17 protein-coding genes are annotated in these 18716 nt (G+C 60.7%); 4 read left to right on the forward strand and 13 right to left on the reverse strand.

Annotated features, from left to right (window positions below; translation table 11 throughout):
• Positions 1 to 133 precede the first annotated feature (133 nt).
• Both ACYP2Q_RS25760 and ACYP2Q_RS25765 read right to left on the reverse strand, forming a co-directional pair.
• Complete coding sequence (locus ACYP2Q_RS25760; RefSeq protein WP_459733059.1) at positions 134 to 1693, reverse strand: AmpG family muropeptide MFS transporter; 1560 nt, start codon at positions 1691 to 1693, stop codon at positions 134 to 136.
• Between the two features lie 44 nt (positions 1694 to 1737).
• On the reverse strand, positions 1738 to 2091 hold the full coding sequence (locus tag ACYP2Q_RS25765; RefSeq protein ID WP_459733060.1) for an MGMT family protein: 354 nt from the start codon (positions 2089 to 2091) through the stop codon (positions 1738 to 1740).
• 164 nt (positions 2092 to 2255) lie between these two features.
• On the opposite strand from ACYP2Q_RS25765, the gene ACYP2Q_RS25770 reads away from it, so the two are divergent.
• The gene (locus ACYP2Q_RS25770) at positions 2256 to 3263 is read left to right on the forward strand and encodes a DUF481 domain-containing protein (protein ID WP_459733061.1); all 1008 of its coding nucleotides are present in this window, start codon (positions 2256 to 2258) and stop codon (positions 3261 to 3263) included.
• Between the two features lie 139 nt (positions 3264 to 3402).
• Here the strand turns inward: ACYP2Q_RS25770 and ACYP2Q_RS25775 are convergent, their stop codons facing one another.
• Entirely contained in the window at positions 3403 to 3612 is a 210-nt protein-coding gene (locus tag ACYP2Q_RS25775; protein ID WP_002554837.1) for a cold-shock protein, read from the reverse strand.
• 353 nt (positions 3613 to 3965) lie between these two features.
• Between ACYP2Q_RS25775 and dcd the strand changes: the two genes are divergently transcribed.
• The gene (gene dcd, locus ACYP2Q_RS25780; RefSeq protein WP_046816561.1) at positions 3966 to 4532 is read left to right on the forward strand and encodes a dCTP deaminase; all 567 of its coding nucleotides are present in this window, start codon (positions 3966 to 3968) and stop codon (positions 4530 to 4532) included.
• A 107-nt stretch (positions 4533 to 4639) separates the two neighbouring features.
• Positions 4640 to 4849 carry a hypothetical protein gene (locus ACYP2Q_RS25785; protein ID WP_017336784.1) on the forward strand — a complete coding sequence of 70 codons (210 nt, stop codon included), beginning with the start codon at positions 4640 to 4642 and terminating at the stop codon, positions 4847 to 4849.
• Positions 4850 to 4960: 111 nt separating this feature from the next.
• Here the strand turns inward: ACYP2Q_RS25785 and pdeM are convergent, their stop codons facing one another.
• Both pdeM and ACYP2Q_RS25795 read right to left on the reverse strand, forming a co-directional pair.
• Positions 4961 to 5620 carry a ligase-associated DNA damage response endonuclease PdeM gene (gene pdeM, locus ACYP2Q_RS25790; protein ID WP_459733062.1) on the reverse strand — a complete coding sequence of 220 codons (660 nt, stop codon included), beginning with the start codon at positions 5618 to 5620 and terminating at the stop codon, positions 4961 to 4963.
• Complete coding sequence (locus ACYP2Q_RS25795; protein WP_459733063.1) at positions 5620 to 8106, reverse strand: ligase-associated DNA damage response DEXH box helicase; 2487 nt, start codon at positions 8104 to 8106, stop codon at positions 5620 to 5622. Before ACYP2Q_RS25795 ends, pdeM begins: the two co-directional genes overlap by 1 nt.
• 199 nt (positions 8107 to 8305) lie before the next feature.
• On the opposite strand from ACYP2Q_RS25795, the gene ACYP2Q_RS25800 reads away from it, so the two are divergent.
• On the forward strand, positions 8306 to 8686 hold the full coding sequence (locus ACYP2Q_RS25800) for a hypothetical protein (protein WP_459733064.1): 381 nt from the start codon (positions 8306 to 8308) through the stop codon (positions 8684 to 8686).
• 46 nt (positions 8687 to 8732) lie between these two features.
• Here ACYP2Q_RS25800 and ACYP2Q_RS25805 read toward each other — a convergent pair whose 3' ends face one another.
• The 8 genes from ACYP2Q_RS25805 to ACYP2Q_RS25840 all read right to left on the reverse strand — a co-directional run bounded on the left by ACYP2Q_RS25805 (position 8733) and on the right by ACYP2Q_RS25840 (position 18496).
• A complete protein-coding gene (locus tag ACYP2Q_RS25805; RefSeq protein WP_020797089.1) occupies positions 8733 to 9497 on the reverse strand; it encodes an ABC transporter ATP-binding protein in 765 nt (254 codons plus the stop codon).
• A gap of 13 nt (positions 9498 to 9510) precedes the next feature.
• Complete coding sequence (locus ACYP2Q_RS25810) at positions 9511 to 10629, reverse strand: succinylglutamate desuccinylase/aspartoacylase family protein (protein ID WP_459733065.1); 1119 nt, start codon at positions 10627 to 10629, stop codon at positions 9511 to 9513.
• Between the two features lie 24 nt (positions 10630 to 10653).
• Positions 10654 to 11364 carry an ABC transporter permease gene (locus tag ACYP2Q_RS25815; RefSeq protein WP_459733066.1) on the reverse strand — a complete coding sequence of 237 codons (711 nt, stop codon included), beginning with the start codon at positions 11362 to 11364 and terminating at the stop codon, positions 10654 to 10656.
• Positions 11361 to 12089, reverse strand: coding sequence for an ABC transporter permease (locus tag ACYP2Q_RS25820; protein ID WP_008060712.1), 729 nt, complete (start codon positions 12087 to 12089; stop codon positions 11361 to 11363). The genes ACYP2Q_RS25815 and ACYP2Q_RS25820 overlap by 4 nt, the downstream gene beginning before the upstream one ends.
• Before the next feature lie 56 nt (positions 12090 to 12145).
• Positions 12146 to 12928 carry a transporter substrate-binding domain-containing protein gene (locus ACYP2Q_RS25825; protein ID WP_431761355.1) on the reverse strand — a complete coding sequence of 261 codons (783 nt, stop codon included), beginning with the start codon at positions 12926 to 12928 and terminating at the stop codon, positions 12146 to 12148.
• Between the two features lie 219 nt (positions 12929 to 13147).
• A complete protein-coding gene (locus tag ACYP2Q_RS25830; protein WP_459733067.1) occupies positions 13148 to 14833 on the reverse strand; it encodes an ATP-dependent DNA ligase in 1686 nt (561 codons plus the stop codon).
• The gene (locus tag ACYP2Q_RS25835; RefSeq protein WP_459733068.1) at positions 14830 to 15855 is read right to left on the reverse strand and encodes a ligase-associated DNA damage response exonuclease; all 1026 of its coding nucleotides are present in this window, start codon (positions 15853 to 15855) and stop codon (positions 14830 to 14832) included. The genes ACYP2Q_RS25830 and ACYP2Q_RS25835 overlap by 4 nt, the downstream gene beginning before the upstream one ends.
• A 190-nt stretch (positions 15856 to 16045) precedes the next feature.
• A complete protein-coding gene (locus ACYP2Q_RS25840) occupies positions 16046 to 18496 on the reverse strand; it encodes a penicillin acylase family protein (protein WP_459733069.1) in 2451 nt (816 codons plus the stop codon).
• Between the last annotated feature and the right edge of the window lie 220 nt (positions 18497 to 18716).

Raw genomic sequence — 18716 nt, forward strand, 5'->3', positions numbered from 1 at the left:
TTATCGATTGCTGATGACGAGAAATGACGGAGCATTGTACGGGCGAGTTCTGCTGGCGTACAGGCGTGCGGTCGGTGCAGTGGCAGGAGGACGGAATTGACTCCGTCCTATGTAGGAATTTTGGGAATGTTTCCTACGATTCTTCCACGACCTGGGTCGGAACTGGCTCAGGCGTTGGTTTCGGACCGGCACGACGGTTCTCCTGGAACCAGTGCAGGGCGATCAGCAACAGCGTCGGAACACCCAGCAGGGCGGTAATCAGGAAGAAGTTGTGATAACCGAATTTCTCCACCATGACCCCCGAATAACCGCCGATCAGGCGCGGCAGCAAGAGCATGATCGAGCTGAGCAAGGCGTATTGGGTGGCGGAGAACTTGAGGTTGGTCAGACTCGACAAGTAGGCGACGAATGCCGAGGTCGCCAGGCCCGAGCTGAAGTTGTCCAGGGAAATGGTCAGGATCAGCATGTTCAGGTTGGCGCCCATGTCGGCGAGCATCAGGAACAATATATTGGTGCCCGCCGAAGCGGCGCCGCCGATGAACAGAATCGGCAGGATGCCAAAGCGCACGATCAGCAGGCCGCCCATGCCGGCACCTACCAGGGTCATGATCAGGCCGAAGATCTTGCTGACGCTGGCGATCTGATCCTTGGTGAACCCCATGTCGATGTAGAACACGTTGGCCATCACGCCCATGACCGTATCGGACATCCGGTAGGTGGCGATCAGTCCCAGCAGCAGCAGCGCTTGCCAGCGATAACGCAGAATGAAATCGTTGACCGGCGTCAACACCGGCGCCAGGCCCCGGCGGCCCATGGCCGACAGGCACAGGGCGGTGAGCGTGGTGTAGAGGATGGCGCGCAGGAACGCGCGGTCCTGGAGCAGCAGGTCGAGCAGGCTCACGCCTTCGAACAGCACGCTGGCGAAGTCGGTGTTGTAGAGCTGGGTAAACATGGCCGGCACGGACACCAGCAGCACGATCAGGACGAACACCGAGGCCAGTTGATGCGCGAAACTGTAGCGCCCGGCCTGCAGTTGCGTGCGCAAAGGCACCGCAGGTTCGCGCATGAACAACGAGGTGAGCAGCGCCGGGACCATCAGGGCGCCGAACAACAGGTAAGTGCCGGCCCATGCCGAATGCTTATAGTTGAAGCCGGTGGAGCCGAAGCCTTCGGCGAAGAACAGAGCGCCGGCCGTGGCCAGCAGTGCGGCGATGCGATAGCCGGACATGTAACTGGCCGCGAGCGCCGCCTGGCGACTGTCTTCAGCGATTTCCAGGCGGTAGGCGTCCACTGCGATGTCTTGCGTCGCCGAGGCGAAGGCGACGACCACCGCGATGGCGATCAGCCAGGACAAATGCTTTTGCGGGTCACAGAAGCCCATCCCGACGAGGCCGAGAATGACCAGCCCTTGCGACAACACCAGCCAGGAACGTCGTCGGCCGAGTTTGCCCAGCAACGGCAGGCGCCATTGGTCGAGCAGGGGCGACCAGACCCATTTGAAGGCATACGCCAGGCCGATCAGGCTCGCGTAACCAATGGTTTCGCGCGCCACACCGGCTTCACGCAACCAGACCGAAAGCGTCGAGAACACCAGCATGTAGGGTAGGCCGGCGGCGAAACCCAGCAGTAACAGTACGAGCGTCGAAGGGCTGGCATAGGCAGCAAGCGCGGCGCGCCAGGTTTTACGGGGCATGGGCTGGAGTCTGCCTCAAGAAATACGAAAACAAAGCGCGCACTCTAACCGCTGTGCTCTACCGGGCGCCACCCATGACGCTGAATATCAACACGATTGTTCTGGATACTGATGCCCTCCATGCGCAATCGCGCGCGCTGTTCGTCCCCGGAGGGGCTGCCTGGGGGCAGGCTCAGGCGCCCGCCGGCACCGAGTACGCGGTGCCAGGGTAATTTGCTGTCGCCGGGCAGTTGGCTCAGTGTCCTGCCGACCCAGCGAGCGGCGCGTCCCAGTCCCGCCAGTTCGGCGAGTTGACCATAACTCACGACCTTGCCTTCGGGTACTTGCGCGAGGGTCAGGTAAAGCGCCGTGCGTCGGATTTGCGCGGGATTGTCGGGTTGTTCGGTCGGCTCGATCACGTTCGCAGTTCCTGAAGTCGTTCGCGGTACCGTCTGTAGGGTAAATGCTGGATCGCCAGTTGAGAAATGAACTCAATAGAAATAGTCGGGTCAGTCCTTGCTAGGGTCTTATTCCTGAGGATAATGCCGATTTTTTTTCGCGAACCTGAGCCTTTTATTTGCTTATGTTGTCCAGAACCTTGCTATGCCTCGCTGTCGTCAGTGCCTCCACCCCCTTGCTCGCAGATACCGTCTGGTTGAAGAACGGTGACAAGCTGAGCGGCAAGATCATTCTCTTCGACGGCGGCAAGTTGCTGGTCCAGACCGAATATGCCGGCGCGGTGCCGATCGACTGGAAACAGGTCAAGACACTGGAAAGCGATCAGGAGCTGCTGGTCAAGCAGGACGCCTACACCGGCGAAAAGGCCAAGTCCCTGCACGCGGCGGAAGATGGCAAGGTCACCCTGGAAAACGGCGAGGCGCCCAAGACCGTTGAGCTGGCGAGTGTCCAGCAAATCCTCAAGCCCAAGCCGGTGGTCGAGGATCTGGTGTGGAAAGGCAATATCGATGCGGCGCTGGATTACCAGCGGGCTGACAAGGACACCGACGATTACGACATCGACTTCAAGACGACGGCGCGCCATGGTCGGTGGCGGCATACCGCAGAAGGCGAGTACAACCGCGAATTCCAGGATGACGTGGTCACGACCGACAATTGGCGGGGAGAGTACTCCCTCGACCGTTTCCTGACGGACAAATGGTTCTGGCAAGGTCGCCTGGTGTACAAGCGTGACAAGGTCGAAGACCTGTCCCGCCAGCGTACCGTCGGTACCGGTCCTGGTTACCAGTTCTGGGATGACGAACTGGGGGCATTCTCCCTGGGCTCGCTGGTCAACCGCACGGATTACCAATTCAGCGATGGCAGCAAGGAGAACTTCTACTCTGTCGCGATGAAGTGGGACTACAACCGCTACCTGATTGGCAAGAAAGTGGAGTTCTTCACCAATGGCGAGGTGGGCAAGCCGCTGTCGGGCGTGGCCGAGTATGCGCTGGATGCCGAGATGGGCCTGCGTTACAAGGTGACGGACTGGGCGTCGCTGAACCTCAAGGCCGAGCGAGACATTATCGACGGGACCGACGATGCCGACCTGGACAAGACCCGTTACACGGCCGGGTTTGGCGTGACCTGGTAAGACGCAAAAAGATCGCAGCCTGCGGCAACTCCTACATGGAGATGCCGAAGGCTGCGATCTTTTTTTGCCCGGCAAAAACATGCGGGCACAAAAAAGCCCCGCTGTTGAGGGCGGGGCTTTTTACTAAAGCGAGTACAAGTTAGATAACTTGAACTTCTTCAGCTTGCATGCCTTTCTGACCGCGGGTAGCGATGAAAGAAACCTGTTGGCCTTCTTTCAGGCTTTTGAAGCCGTCGGATTGGATAGCTTTGAAGTGAACGAACAGGTCGTCACCGGATTGTGGAGTGATGAAGCCGAAGCCTTTTTCATCGTTGAACCACTTAACGGTACCGGTTTGGCGATTAGACATGGTGTAACTCCTTGAACAAAGATAACTGCGACTCAGGAAAAACCCTGGCCGAGACTGAGTGCAAAGAGCAGGAAAAATTCTTGTAGATGGTTGGATCGAAATTCAACATATCGTGTAGAGATTCTCAGTGACACAAGCAGCACAGTGACGCCACCTTAACCCTTTTTCCGGAACGTGCCAATGCTTCTTGCGAAGGTTTCTCTGTTTTAAGGATCGACGGTGTGTCGATTCGTCGCCAACGCAGGTAATTCCTGCATGTCCGGCGAGAATTGCAGCGCGCACTTTGAACCCGGCGGCGCGCCCGGTAAGATGCCGGACAGATTTTTTCCACCTCGCTATTCAGGACACCCGCCATGAGCATCAAATCGGACAAGTGGATTCGCCGCATGGCGCAGGAACACGGCATGATCGACCCTTTCGTCGAGCGCCAGGTGCGTGGCAGCGACGATAGCCGTGTGATTTCCTACGGCGTGTCCAGCTACGGCTACGATGTGCGTTGCACCAATCACTTCAAGGTGTTCACCAACATCAATTCGGCGATCGTAGACCCGAAAAACTTCGATGCGGGCAGCTTCGTCGACATCCACAGCGACGTCTGCATCATTCCACCGAACTCCTTCGCCCTGGCCAGCACCGTCGAATACTTCCGCATCCCGCGTAACGTATTGACCATTTGCCTGGGGAAAAGCACCTACGCACGTTGCGGCATCATCGTCAACGTCACGCCGCTCGAGCCTGAGTGGGAAGGTCACGTGACCCTGGAATTCTCCAACACCACCAATCTGCCGGCGAAAATCTACGCCAACGAAGGTGTGGCGCAGATGCTGTTCCTTGAGTCGGACGAAGAGTGCGAAGTGTCCTACAAGGACCGTGGCGGCAAGTACCAGGGCCAGCGTGGCGTGACCCTGCCGCGCACCTGAGTCAGCCGTCTGACGAAACGTGGGAATTCCTGGGCGAGCGTACACTCTATGCAATGTACTGTTCCGATTCGCGCAAGGCGGGTCGGGCCATCGCCCAGGAGTGCTTTATGAAGATCGACCCACGTATAAGTGCCGAACTGGCAAGGCTTGAGCCCAATCAGGTTGGCGTTTTGGCCTGGTCCTTGTTGGCACACCCGCCAATCAGCATGGCCGGTGGTATACCCGGCCAGCCTGATCCCGATACCCCCAACGAACAACCGACCGAACCTGGTGAACCGACCCTGCCCGACGAACCGCCTCCCGCGCCAGTGGCCTGAGATATTCTCCTGTACCTGTAGGAGCGAGCTTGCTCGCGAAGGTCGTTAACGATTACGCGGGCAACCTGACAATACGCGGTGGCCTTACGTCCATCGCGAGCAAGCTCGCTCCTACAGGGCTACGGGCCATATTTCGTTGTCGCCGATGACAAAAACCCTGCAGTCTTCACCCCGTTCAACCTGATAGCCACCGGTGAACGCGCCGAAGGCCGGCAGCAGGCTGATGTCCTCACCCAGTCTGAAACAGGCCAGCCGCAAGCTCTGCCGACCCCGACCGTGCAACCGATAGACCGGATGCACGTGACCGGCGAGCACATGCCGATGCGGATGCGGCTCGGGTTCGTGCTGCAAGGCGAACGGCCCCAGCAACAAGGGCTCAGGCACCACGCGAATGTTCAACGAGGCCGGCGGATCCCCCGCACGCTTGTCGTGATTGCCGCGAATCAGCGTCATGGGCAGCTCGGCATTGCGTGCTCGCCAGTCAGTCAAGGGTTTAAGGGTAGCGCTCGCATGTGAGCCCGGACCGTGAAGAAAGTCCCCAAGGAAAATCAGTTGTCGGCAAGGCAGGCTGGCCAGCAGCCCGTCGAGCACGGCGATATTGCGGCCAGTGGTGCCCTGCGGCACCGGTTGGCCAAGGCTGCGGTAAGCGGCGGCCTTGCCGAAATGCACGTCGGCGATCAACAAGGCTTGTTGCGCTGGCCAGTAGAGGGCTTTTTCCGGCAGCAACCAGAGTTCCTCGCCGGCCAGTTGCACAGGGTAAGGCGTACTCATCAGGCTTTCCCTGTGCCGGCGGTTTTCTCGAGGTCGCTGACCATGCGGCGGATGCGGTCGGCGAGTTTTTCCGAACTCATGCTCTCTCGCATACGCTCAACCAGCAGTGGAAACCCGAGGGGCGTAGGACGTTTGACATGATGCAGGTCGAGACGGAGACGATTGATGTGCGCCAACGTCTGTTCCAGGCGATGAATGTCCAGTTCTTCGCGCAGGACTTCTTCGCCGGCCTGGGCCAATAGCAGATTTCCCGCGTCGTACTGTTTGAACACTTCGAAGAACAACCCGCTGGACGCTTGAACCTGGCGCGTGCTTTTCGGTGCGCCGGGGTAACCGGCAAACACCAGCCCGGCGATCCTGGCGATTTCCCGAAAGCGCCGCAAGGCCAGCTCTCCGGCATTCAGGCTGGCGACTACGTCCCCCAGCAAATGCTCTTGGCTCAACAACCCAGGGTTCAAAACTTGTCCCCAATCCACAGGGGTGGCGCTGAGCAGTTCCAGCCCGTAGTCATTGACCGCGATGGAAAACGTCAGCGCCTGCTGCTGGCTGACTCGCCACGCCAGCAAACTCGCCAGGCCCAGATGCACCTGGCGGCCGGCGAAGGGATAAAGGAAAAGGTGCCAGCCTTCACGGGACTTCAGCGCCTCGGCCAGCAACGATTGCGTGGTCGGCAAGCCCGACCAGCGTTGCTGCACCTCCAGCAGTGGGCGCAGTGAATGCATTTCCGGACCATTGAACTCGCCGCCTGCCGCTGCACTGAACCGCGCCACCACCGCTTGCGCCAGTTCATTGGAAAGGGGCATGCGCCCGCCATTCCAGCGTGGCACCGCGGCTTTCTTCACGGTGCTGCGTTTCACATAGGCGGTCATGTTTTCAACGCGCACCAACTCCAGCAGGCGCCCGGCAAACAGAAAACCGTCGCCCGGCTTGAGCCGCGCGATGAAACCTTCTTCAACACTGCCCAGTTGCTTGCCGCCGCCACCCTTGCTCCAGAACTTCAACTGAATGCTCGCATCGCTGACAATGGTGCCGATACTCATTCGGTGGCGCCGGGCCAGTCGCGCATCGGGTACACGCCAGATGCCCTGTTCGTCCGGTTCGACACGGCGGTAATCCGGATAGGCTGTCAGGGAAAGTCCGCCATGACGTACGAAAGCCAGGGCCCAGGTCCAGTCCGCCTCGGTGAGATCACGATAGGCCCAGGCAGTGCGTACCTCATCAAACAACTCAGCGGGCACAAAACCATCGCCCAGGGCCATGCTGACCAGATGCTGGACCAGCACATCCAGGGGTTTATGCGGGGACTTTCGAGGTTCGATCCGTCGCTGCGCCACCGCATCCCGCGCCGCCGCGGCTTCAATCAGCTCCAGGCTGTGAGTCGGCACGAGGGTCACCCGTGAAATTCGCCCCGGCGCATGCCCCGAACGACCCGCACGCTGCATCAGTCGCGCCACGCCTTTGGCCGAGCCAATTTGCAGCACCCGTTCCACCGGCAGGAAATCCACACCCAGATCCAGGCTGGAGGTGCACACCACCGCCTTGAGTTGACCTTCCTTGAGGGCGCGCTCCACCCAGTCACGGGTTTCACGGGACAACGAACTGTGATGCAGTGCTATGAGCCCGGCCCAGTCCGGCCGGGCCTCAAGCAAGGCTTGATACCAGATTTCCGATTGCGCTCGAGTATTGGTGAAGACCAGGCTGCTGGCGCTGGCATCCAGTTGCGCGACGACCTGCGGCAACATTTTCAGGCCGATATGGCCGGCCCATGGAAAGCGTTCGATCCCGGGCGGCAGCAGCGTGTCGACCTGCAGTTTTTTCGGTGTGCGGCCTTGAACGCTTATACCGCCGCCCTGTGGGATCAATACCTGCTCGGCGTGCTCCTGATTACCCAAGGTCGCCGAAACGCCCCACACGATCAATTGTGGATGCCAGCGGCGTAGACGGGCGAGGGCGAGCTGCAATTGCACGCCGCGTTTATTACCGAGCAATTCGTGCCATTCGTCGACCACCACCATGCGCAACGTCGAAAGCGCGGTTGGCGCGTCTGCCCGGGCGAGCATCAGGGTGAGACTTTCCGGCGTGGTGATCAGGGTGGTGGGCAAACGTCGGCTTTGGCGTGCACGTTCACTGCTGCTGGTATCGCCCGTGCGCAGGCCGACACTCCACGGGATCTGCAAGTCGAGCAGCGGCCGTTGCAGCGCGCGGGCGGTATCCGCAGCCAAGGCGCGCATCGGGGTGATCCACAGGAGTGTCAGGGGTGGAGAAACCACTTTGCGTTTGCGCGATGTTTCAACGGCCGGGGAGCAGGAGGCGAAGCGATTGAGTGCGCCAAACCAGATCGCATAGGTCTTGCCGGCGCCGGTGTTGGCGTGGAGCAACCCGGACTGCCCGCGCTTGACGGCGGCCCACACCTGTTTCTGAAAGTCGAATGGCTTCCAGTCGCGAGCGGTGAACCAGCGTTTGGCGAAGTTGGTGGTGGTTCCCATGCCGGCGTTGTGCGCTCTGAGAGTGTTCCTTCAGTGACCACGGCGCAACGCGAAAGGTTTAACGGCTGAGCGCTCTTCTGTAGGGTTCGAGTACTTCTCATATTCGGAAATAACTGTGTTTGTGGTTGAAACCTCTTGGCGGAGTGGCCGTGGTTTTATCGCTGCGCTGTTGTCCATGAACGTGAATAGGAACATTCGGATGAAGTCAGTTCGTACGGGGCATTTGCGCGCCGATTTGATCACGGAGGATGGGAAGCTCCTCGCGTTTCGAGCAGCATCAACGCTCGACTATTTCGAACAACCAGGTCTGCACTGCCTTGGCGCGAGTAATGGCCAGGACAAAGCGTTTTATATCTATCTGCCGCTGGATATCGAGAGTGGCAGTTTTCATCTGGGGCTGAGTGAGCGCTCACCCATGATCATTCATGTGACGGGCAACTCGGAAGCGGAGCTGTATCGAGGGGCGCTTGAGTTGACGGTAGGAGGCGACGCACAGTTTGCCGGAAGTTTTCGTGGCCTGGATGCCGAAGGTATCGAGGTGGCGGATGGCAGCTTCAGGCTGGAGCACGCCAGTGGCTGAGGTTCAAATGAAAGGGAAGCCCGTGCTCCCCTTTCATCTGCGACCGCTACTTCAGGTTACCGCTGAGGAACTGCTTCAGACGCTCGCTCTTCGGGTTGCCCAGCACGTCCTCCGGCGCGCCTTCTTCCTCCACCAGGCCCTGGTGCAGGAACAGCACCTGGCTCGATACTTTGCGCGCGAAGCTCATTTCGTGGGTGACCATGATCATGGTCCGGCCTTCTTCGGCCAGGCCCTGGATCACCTTGAGCACCTCACCCACCAGTTCCGGGTCCAGCGCCGAAGTCGGTTCGTCGAACAGCATCACTTCCGGTTCCATCGCCAACGCGCGGGCAATCGCCACCCGTTGTTGCTGGCCACCGGAAAGGAATGCCGGGTACTGGTCCGCTACGCGCGCCGCCAGCCCGACCTTGTCGAGGTAACGCCGGGCACGGTCTTCGGCTTCCTGCTTGCTGCAACCCAGCACCCGGCGCGGGGCCATGGTGATGTTTTCCAGCACCGTCATGTGGCTCCACAGGTTGAAATGCTGGAACACCATGGCCAGCCGGGTGCGGATCCGTTGCAGTTCATCGGCATCGGCCACGTGCATGCCGTGACGATCCTTGATCATGCGGATGGCCTGGCCATCGAGGCTCATGGCGCCGTCGTTGGGTTGTTCGAGGAAGTTGATGCAGCGCAGGAAGGTACTTTTCCCGGAGCCGCTGGCACCGATCAGGCTGATGACGTCGCCCGTGTTGGCCTTGAGCGAAACGCCCTTGAGCACCTCATGATCGCCATAGCTTTTATGCAGGCCTTCAATGGTCAGTTTGTACATGGAGCATGCATCCTCAAGGCGAAAGTAGGTAGCCGCTGCGATAGGCTTCGGTGCCCGCGACGTGGGCGATCACCATGCCCGCCGTGGCCATGCGGCGCAGCGAGCGAGCGTACATCAAGCCGGCGGCGGTGCAATGGACAGGCGTGACGCGATCGCTGATCGGGTCAATGATTTCGGCGATCAGTTGCCCGGCTTCCAGGTATTGCCCCGGCAGCGCACTGAACACCAGCAAGCCGCCGACTGGCGTCGCCACAGGTTCCACGCCGGCCAGGGGAGTGGCCGGGTAGGGCAGGTCGGGCAATGGCGCCGCTTCACCGGCAATCGCGCCGAATTGAATCAGGTAATCGATCAGCGCCTGGCTGTCGAGGCTGGCCATTGGGTGGCTGACGTCGCCCTGGCCGCGCAGTTCGACGGTGACCGAAAAACTGCCATGGGGAATGTCGAAGTGTTCGCCGAAGCGCTCTTTCAACTGCCACCAGAGCAGGGTGAAGCACTCATCGAACGACTGGCCGCCGGAATCTGTCGCCAGCAGACTGGCCTGCGCACCGATGTAGCGGGCCAGCGGCTCGACCTGCGGCCAGGCCTCGGGAGTTGTGTACAGATGGGCGACCGCCTCGAAATCGCAATGCAGGTCCAGCACCATGTCGGCGTCGCAGGCCAGCCGTTGCAGGGCCAGGCGCTGGGATTGCAACTGGGTGCTGGCGGTCTGGCGCGCCAGGGCATGGCGCAGGCTGTCGCGGATCAGTTCGAGGTTGCGCTGCGGATCGTCGCCGAGCTGGCCTTCGATCGCGTTGCCGACCTCTTCGCTCAAATCGACGAACCAGCGGTTGAAGTTCTGCCCGCTTTCGAGCTCATAGCGGCCCAGCGGTACATCCATCAGCACCTGTTCCAGGCCGGCCGGGTTGGCTACGGGCACCAGGACGATTTCGCTGCGCAGCCGGCCGGCGGCTTCCAGTTCCGCCAGGCGTTGCTTGAGGTGCCAGGCCACCAGCATGCCGGGCATTTCATCGGCATGCAGGGACGACTGGATGTAGATCTTGCCCTTGGCCGGTTGTGGGCCGAAGTGAAAACTGTGGATCTGTCGTGCGGTCCCCGGCAAGGGGGCCAGCAAGTCATGTATCTGGTGGCGCATTTTTCTTGTATCCCGAAGCGGGTCCTAGTGGGTCGGCCCGAGGAAGGCCAGCCAGCGGCGTTCGGCGAGGCGGAACAGGCCGACCAGCGCAAAGGTGACGGTCAGGTAGATCAGCGCGGCGATGCCGAACGACTGGAAGGTCAGGAAGGTCGCCGAGTTGGCGTCCCGGGCGACTTTCAGGATGTCCGGGATGGTCGCGGTGAACGCCACGGTGGTCGAGTGCAGCATCAGGATCACTTCGTTGCTGTAGTAAGGCAGCGAGCGACGCAGGGCCGAAGGCATGATCACGTAGGCATACAGTTTCCAGCCTGTCAGGCCGTAGGCCTTGGCGGCTTCGACTTCACCATGGGCCATGCTGCGGATCGCCCCGGCGAAAATCTCCGTGGTGTAGGCGCAGGTGTTCAGGGCGAATGCCAGGATGGTGCAGTTCATCGCATCGCGGAAGAAACTGTCGAGCAACGGTTGCGCGCGCACGGCGGCCAGGCTGTAGATCCCGGTGTAGCAGATCAGCAGCTGGATATACAAAGGCGTGCCGCGGAACAGGTAGGTGTAGAACTGCACCGGCCAGCGAATGTAGGCGTGCGGTGAAACCCGGGCGATCGACAGCGGGATCGAGACGAGGAAACCGATGAAGATCGACGCACTGAGCAACCACATGGTCATGGCCAGGCCAGTGATGTTGGTGCCATCGCTGTAGAGGAAGGGTTTCCAGTATTCCTGCAAGAGTTCGATCATCGTACGGCCTCCCGGGTACCGGCGGCGTAGCGACGTTCGAGCCAGCGCAGAATGAAGTTGGAAACACTGGTGATCACCAGGTAGATCAGGGCGGCGAGTACCAGGAAGTAGAACAGTTGATAGCTGCTTTTACCCGCATCCTGGGCGGCCTTGACCAGGTCGGCGAGGCCGATGATCGACACCAGTGCAGTGGCCTTGAGCATGACCATCCAGTTGTTGCCGATACCCGGCAGGGCATAGCGCATCATTTGCGGGAACACCACGATGCGGAAGCGCTGGCCGCGCTTGAGCCCGTAGGCGGTGGCCGCTTCGACCTGGCCGCGTGGCACCGCGAGTATGGCGCCGCGGAAGGTTTCGGTGAAGTACGCACCGTAAATGAAGCCCAGGGTCAGTACGCCTGCGCTGAACGGGTTGATCTCGATGTATTCCCATTCCATGTAGTCGGTGAGCGACGTCAGCCAGGTTTGCAGGCTGTAGAAGATCAGTAGCATCAGCACCAGGTCCGGCACCCCGCGAATCAGCGTGGTGTAGCACTGGGCAAGCAGGCGCAGCAATTTGACTTTTGACAGCTTGGCACTGGCGCCCAGCAGACCGAGCAATACGGCCACCAGCAGCGACATCGCCGATAATTTGATGGTCATCCAGGTGCCTTCCATCAGCAGCGGGCCAAAGCCCTTCAAGCTGAAGGCGGAGAGCCCCAGGTTTTGTAGGAGGTTTTCGAACATAAATCAGCAACCTGATCGGATGAAAAAAGCGCCCATCGCGAGATGGGCGCCGGGCATTACTTGCCGCTGTACAGGTTCAGATCGCCAAAGTGTTTCTTCTGAATGGTGGCGTAGGTGCCATCATCGTGTAACGCTTTGATACCTTTATCCAAAAGGGCTTTCAGCTCGGTGTTACCTTTCTTAATACCGACCGCCGTTTTGGCTGGCAACAGCTCGCTGTCGACCGGCTTGCTGATTTCGTAGTCGGCGCCATTTGGCGACTTCAGGAAGCCCAGTTCGGCTTGCAGCATGTCCTGGATACCGGCGTCGAGACGACCGGAAGTCAGGTCCGAATACACCTGGTCCTGGTTCTGATAGGCCTGGGTTTTCACCCCTGCCTTGTCCAGAACGGCCTTGGCGTAGGCTTCCTGGATGGTGCCTTGTTCGTAGCCGACGGTCTTGCCCTTGAGCGAAGCGACGTCTGCCGTCACGCCGGAACCTTTCTTGGACACGTAGGCGGTCGGACCGGAGAACAGCTCGCTGGAGAAGTCGATGACTTTCTCACGGGCTGGCGTGACGGTCATCGAAGAGATGACTCCGTCGAATTTATTGGCCTTGAGGCCAGGAATCATGCCGTCGAAATCGCTTTCGACCCATTTGCATTTGACCTTCAGCTCGGCGCAGATCGCGTTCCCCAGGTCGATGTCGAAGCCTACCAGGCTGCCGTCGGCCGCTTTGGACTCGAACGGTGCGTAGGAAGGGTCAACACCAAAACGCAATTCCTTGTATTCCTTTGCCAGCGCGGAACCGGCTGCCACGCACAACGCCAGTGCAGAAAGGGTCAGCAATGCTTTTTTCATTATTCAATCCCTAAGAACCAATATGAGCGCTTGTGGCGCAGAATTATTGTTACTGGTAAGCGTAAGCCCTGATGAAAGTAGCAATTTCCGAACCATAGTGCCGAACAAGCGTTTAAAAGGTTTTTCGGGAAATTGCAGGAGGCGATTAGTGCACGAAAATGGGCGTCGTGAAAAGCCCGCACTTTTCTGGTTCGGCGCGGCGCTCGCAAGGGATGGGGTTCAGCCAAGCAAATCCTGCAATGTCCCCAGATGATCAGCCTCCTCGACCGTCTTGTCCTGGCGCCAGCGCAGCATCCGCGGAAACCGCACGGCAATCCCGCTCTTGTGGCGCTTGGACAAGGCAATGCCTTCGAAACCCAGCTCAAACACCAGGCTCGGCTTGACGCTGATCACTGGGCCGAATTTTTCCACCGTGGTTCTGCGCACGATGCTGTCGACCTGGCGCATCTGCTCATCGGTCAACCCCGAATAGGCCTTGGCAAAAGGCACCAGCGCGCGCTCGCTGGCGTCCGGTGGCGCATCCCAGACGGCGAAGGTGTAATCGCTGTAGAGACTGGCCCGGCGGCCATGACCGCGCTGCGCATAAATCAGCACCGCGTCGACACTGAACGGGTCGACTTTCCATTTCCACCAGACCCCCATGTCTTTGGTGCGACCGACGCCGTAGAGCGCATCCCGCGCCTTGAGCATCATGCCTTCGACCCCGAGCCTGCGCGATTCTTCCCGCTGCCGGGCAAGGTCGAACCAGTCTGCTCCGGTCAACAGGGGCGAGGCGAGCAGCAGAGGATTGTTGGCCTGGGCGATCACCTGCTCCAGCTGACTGCGCCGCCTGCCTTGCGGCTGGTTGCGCCAGTCCGCACCTTCCCATTCCAGCAAGTCGTAGGCGAGGATGACTACCGGCACGTCATTGAGAATCTTGCGGGTGAGGTTTTTACGGCCGATCCGCTGCTGCAACAGGGCGAACGGTTGCACGGCTGGGGCGTCCGGAGCTGGGTCGAAGGCATCTTCGGTCGCCGATCGGGTGGCTTTCCAGGCGACGATTTCCCCATCGATCACCGTGCCGTCGGGCAGGCAGTGGATCAGGCTGTCGAATTCCGGAAAGCGCTCGGTGACCAACTCTTCACCCCGCGACCAGATCCACAGGCGCCCATCTCGTTTGACGATCTGCGCCCGGATGCCGTCCCACTTCCATTCCACCTGCCACTGGTCGGCGGCACCGAGCAGCACTTCGAATTGTTCGACCGGTTGCGCCAGGGCATGGGCGAGGAAAAACGGATACGGCTGACCGCCGCGTTGCGCATGTTCGTCGGGCGATTGCGCGGCGATCAACTTCAAATAGCTGGCGGCACTCGGCCGGTTGGAGAGGTCGGTGTAGCCCACCATGCGCTGGGCCACGCGCTTGCTGTCCAGTTGGGCCAGTGCGGCCAGTGCCCGGGTCACCAGCAATTTGGAAACGCCGACGCGAAAGCTGCCGGTGATCAATTTGATGCACAACATCAGGCTTGGACGGTCCAGTTGCGACCAGAGCATGGGCAGGCGTTCGGCAAGCACCTGCGGGGATTCGCCACGCAATGGCAGCAGTTTTTCTTCGATCCACACCGCCAGGCCGTCGTTGGAGCGGTAGGGCATCTCGGGTAGCACCAGGGAAATGGTTTCCGCCAGATCGCCCACCGCCTGGTAGCTTTCTTCGAACAGCCAGGGTGAAAGCCCGGAGTACGCCACTGCCAACTCCCGCAGCACGCGCACCGGCACCAACTGCCTGGGGCGCCCTCCGGACAGAAAGTACACGGCCCACGCGCAATCTTCCGGTGTAGCTCGGGCAAAGTAATCTTGCATTGCCGCCAGCTTGGCGTTGCTCGACGTCGTGGCGTCGAGCTCGGCGTACAACTGGGCAAACGCCTTCATGGCGACGCCTCGATGGCTTCGGCGGTCGACGCCTCCTCATCGTCCCCGTACTCGGTACTGAAGCCCTGGGCATCGAGGCCTTGTTCACGCAAGTGGCGCACCAGTACCGCGACAGAACCGTGGGTGACCATCACTCGCTCCGCACCCGTCTGTTCGATGGCCCAGAGCAATCCGGGCCAGTCAGCGTGATCGGACAGTACGAAACCGCGATCCACACCGCGTCGCCGACGGGCTCCGCGCAAGCGCATCCAGCCGCTGGCGAAGCCATCGCTGAAGTCGCCGAAGCGGCGCATCCAGGTGCTGCCACCGGCGGAAGGTGGGGCGATGACCAGCGCTTTGCGCAGCACTGGATCACTTTTCTGGAAGTCCCCGGCGTAGAGCGTCGGTGGCAGGTCTATCCCGGCCTCACGATAGACGCGGTTCAGCGGCTCGACCGCGCCATGGGCCAGGATGGGCCCGAGGCTGGCATCGATGCCGTGGAGAATGCGCTGGGCCTTGCCGAAGGAATAGCAGAACAGCACGCTGGTTTTGTCTTGCGCGGCGTTGGCTTGCCACCACTGGTTGATCTCGGCAAACACCTGCGCCTGGGGCTGCCAGCGGTAGATCGGCAGGCCGAAGGTCGACTCGGTGATGAAGGTGTGGCAGCGCACCGGCTCGAAAGCAGCGCAGGTGCCATCGGGTTCGATCTTGTAGTCGCCTGATGCGACCCAGACTTCCCCGCCGTATTCCAGGCGCACCTGGGCCGAGCCGAGGACGTGGCCGGCGGGGTGGAAACTCAGGGTAACGCCGTGATGCAGCAGTCGCTCGCCATACGCCAGGGTTTGCAGGTCGATGTCCTGGCCCAATCGCGTGCGCAGAATCCCTTCACCGGGCGCCGCCGCCAGGTAATGCTGGTTGCCGGTACGGGCATGGTCGCCATGGGCGTGGGTGATGACCGAACGTTCGACCGGCCGCCACGGGTCGATGTAGAAATCGCCGGCAGGGCAGTACAGGCCTTCGGGGCGCGCGATGACAAGGTCCACGTTGTTATCCAGGTGGAGGGGCTTGTTAGCTAGGAGGCTGGCGCGGGGGGAGAAGTTCTATCGGGATTTAATGGCTGAACGACACACTGCTGTAGGAGCAAGCTTGCTCGCGATGAGGCCGTGCCAGCCACCATTGATGGTGACTGACAAACCGCAATCGCGAGCAAGCTTGCTCCTACAGGAAACGTGTTTATTTTCCAGGTGTCAGGGTCAACCGCTTGTTCCCATATACCTTGTCAAAATTCCCTGGCTGCATCGGCAGGCTCTGGTACTGCCCCTTCAGCCACGGCTCGATGCCGTTGAGGTAGTTCGGGCTGGCCGGGTTGCCGGACTGGCCGGTGGCGATCTGGCCCATCAACGGTTCGGGCTGGCCGAAGTCGACGATCAGGCGCATGGCCGGGACCCGCGTGGTGTTGAAGTCCTGGCCCACGGCGAACGCGGCCGTGTTGAGGGTCGTCTGGTCGCCGCCGGCCGGCTGAGGCCCGCGCACGGTCTGGCCACTGGCGTTCTTCCACTCATAGCGGTGCAGTTTGCCCCACTGCCAGGCTTTGTGATCGCCGCCCAACTGGCTGTCGCCTGCGGTAATTGCGGCTGCCAGGCTGCGGGCGAGGATCGCCGGTTTGTCTTCTTTCTGCGAGGTGTGCACGTCATCCCAGAACGGACTGTCTTCACGCCCCAGCAAGTGATCGGCCTGCGCCGCGTAGGACAACGAGCCATTGGCGATGAAGGCCTGCCACGCCGGGCTGCCTTGCGGGCCCAATTCGTCGAGGAAAATCTGCCGGGTGCTTTCCTGCAGGAACAACTCGTAGATCGCCGCGTCGGCGGAGGTCGGGCTGAGTTTGCCGTCAAATGCCATCAAGCGGGTCAAGGCCTCGCGTGCCTTGCCACGATCCGCCACGGGCAAGGCCTCGATGGCCTGCTTGAGCGGCTGTGACATCCCCGGTGCCTCGAACATTTTCTTCAGTTTGGCGGCGAAGGTAGTCGTCTGGTCGTACTGCATGGCGATCAGGCTACGGGTGTCATGTTTGCCCACGCTGGCAAGCTCGGCCAAGCGTTCGCCACGTTCCGGTGCCGACCAGGAATTGGACAGCTGCATGCCATAGCCATGGGGAATGACCCGCTGGTTGGCGGTGCCGAGCCAGCCCTGGGCCGGGTCCTGGTCGTAGGGGTGCAGCATCGGGTCGGCGTAACCGTCCCAATCGTAACGCCCCTCCCAGCCTGGCGAAGGCAGCAGGCCTTCGCCTTCGCGGCGGTTCGGATAGCGACCGGTGACCTGCCAGCCAATGTTGCTGGCATCGGCAAACACCAGGTTCAAAGCAATGGCGCGAATCTCGCGGCTGGCGTCCGAGGCTTTCTCGACGTTCTGCGCACGGGACAGGTCAAAGAAGGCGTCCAGGCTCTTGTCGTCGGTAAAACTCGGCGTTTGCAAGGCCAGGCCGAAACCGCTGCCTTGGGCCAGGCCCTGGGCACTGTTGAGCAGAGGGCCGTGGCGGGTTTCGAACACTGCTTCGCGAATCGGCCGCTGGCCTTTGACAAAGTAGGTCTCGTTGCGCACGATCGCCGGCTGCCACTTGCCAGCGGTTTCGTAGGTCAAGCCATTACCCTGGCGTTTGATTTTCTCCAGGAACAGGTCCTGGTTATCGCCCATGACGGTCGTCATGCTCCAGGCCACTTTGCCGTTGAACCCGCCCAGTATCATCGGCAAGCCGGCGATGCTCACCCCGGAAGCCTGATACTTCGGTGCGCGGATCTGCACGTAGCTGAACAGCGACGGCACCCCCATCGGGCCATGGCTGTCGCTGGCCAGCAGGCTTTTACCGCTGCGGCTGCGTTGCGGGGCAATCGCCCAGTTGTTCGATGAAGTGGCGCCCAGCAGATTCAGCTCGGACAGCTGGCCGGTAGCCTTGCTGATGTCAGCCAGCCCCGGTACCTGCCCGTTGAGCTTGATGCCTTGCAGCTTTTCACTTTCGCCCAACGGCAGTTTTTCATCCGGAGCCGAAGGGGTCAGCCAGGGCAATTTGTCGGTGGTGACGGTCTGGGCCAGCACCAGCGAGGCAATTTCCTCGGGCAGGTTGGCAGACTGGCTGAAGTTGAACAGGCAGAAAATCAGCGCCGAATCTTCCGGCTGCCAGTACTCGGGTTTGTACCCGGAGGCGACGAGGTCGGCAGGCAGCTTGTCGCGGTAGCGGAACAGATAGGCGTTGACCCCGCGGGCATAGACTTCGAAGAAGCGCTTGAGGCGCGGTGAAGAGGCCTTGTACAACTCGCCGGCGCTTTTCTTCAGGTTGATCGCGCGCATATAGCGGTCAGCGTCCAGCACGTCCGAGCCCTGCATTTCGGCCAATCGCCCCTGGGCGAGCAGGCGCAGGGTGACCATCTGTGTAATGCGGTCACTGGCGTGCACATAGCCGAGGGCGAACAGTGCATCGTGAAAACTGTTGCTTTCGATCAACGGCATGCCCATGGCATTGCGCCGCACCGAAACGTTCTGCGCCAGCCCTTTGAGTGGCTGTACGCCAGAGGCGGGCGGGAGGGTGTCCTGGGCATTGAAGCTCTGACAACCGGTCAGGCTTAAAACACCCGCCACTGCTGCGGCAACGCCGAACCGGGGTAGAAAATGTGAAAGGGCTGGCGAGGCCATGGCAAAGCTCCTGCGGGGTAGAGGCGGCGGCGCGCAATAAAGGCGCTACGTTAGTGAGCAGGAGGGGCCCGCGCAAGCGGGGCGCGGGGTTATTTCTAGAACTCTCCTGATGGCTCCATCCGTCGAGCCTGTTATTTCTGACAGTAGACAATCAATTGTGCCGAAGGGACTCTGAATTCCTGCTCACGCTGAATGTGTTCAGCGTTCCAGGCGAACGGAG

This window comes from Pseudomonas sp. MHK4 (assembly GCF_054600775.1).

Coding starts and splice junctions, on each gene's coding strand:
- ACYP2Q_RS25760 (WP_459733059.1), bottom strand. CDS start 1,693: ATGCCCCGTAAAACCTGGCGCGCCGCGCTTGCTGCCTATGCCAGCCCT.
- ACYP2Q_RS25770 (WP_459733061.1), top strand. CDS start 2,256: ATGTTGTCCAGAACCTTGCTATGCCTCGCTGTCGTCAGTGCCTCCACC.
- ACYP2Q_RS25775 (WP_002554837.1), bottom strand. CDS start 3,612: ATGTCTAATCGCCAAACCGGTACCGTTAAGTGGTTCAACGATGAAAAA.
- dcd (WP_046816561.1), top strand. CDS start 3,966: ATGAGCATCAAATCGGACAAGTGGATTCGCCGCATGGCGCAGGAACAC.
- ACYP2Q_RS25785 (WP_017336784.1), top strand. CDS start 4,640: ATGAAGATCGACCCACGTATAAGTGCCGAACTGGCAAGGCTTGAGCCC.
- pdeM (WP_459733062.1), bottom strand. CDS start 5,620: ATGAGTACGCCTTACCCTGTGCAACTGGCCGGCGAGGAACTCTGGTTG.
- ACYP2Q_RS25795 (WP_459733063.1), bottom strand. CDS start 8,106: ATGGGAACCACCACCAACTTCGCCAAACGCTGGTTCACCGCTCGCGAC.
- ACYP2Q_RS25800 (WP_459733064.1), top strand. CDS start 8,306: ATGAAGTCAGTTCGTACGGGGCATTTGCGCGCCGATTTGATCACGGAG.
- ACYP2Q_RS25805 (WP_020797089.1), bottom strand. CDS start 9,497: ATGTACAAACTGACCATTGAAGGCCTGCATAAAAGCTATGGCGATCAT.
- ACYP2Q_RS25810 (WP_459733065.1), bottom strand. CDS start 10,629: ATGCGCCACCAGATACATGACTTGCTGGCCCCCTTGCCGGGGACCGCA.
- ACYP2Q_RS25815 (WP_459733066.1), bottom strand. CDS start 11,364: ATGATCGAACTCTTGCAGGAATACTGGAAACCCTTCCTCTACAGCGAT.
- ACYP2Q_RS25820 (WP_008060712.1), bottom strand. CDS start 12,089: ATGTTCGAAAACCTCCTACAAAACCTGGGGCTCTCCGCCTTCAGCTTG.
- ACYP2Q_RS25825 (WP_431761355.1), bottom strand. CDS start 12,928: ATGAAAAAAGCATTGCTGACCCTTTCTGCACTGGCGTTGTGCGTGGCA.
- ACYP2Q_RS25830 (WP_459733067.1), bottom strand. CDS start 14,833: ATGAAGGCGTTTGCCCAGTTGTACGCCGAGCTCGACGCCACGACGTCG.
- ACYP2Q_RS25840 (WP_459733069.1), bottom strand. CDS start 18,496: ATGGCCTCGCCAGCCCTTTCACATTTTCTACCCCGGTTCGGCGTTGCC.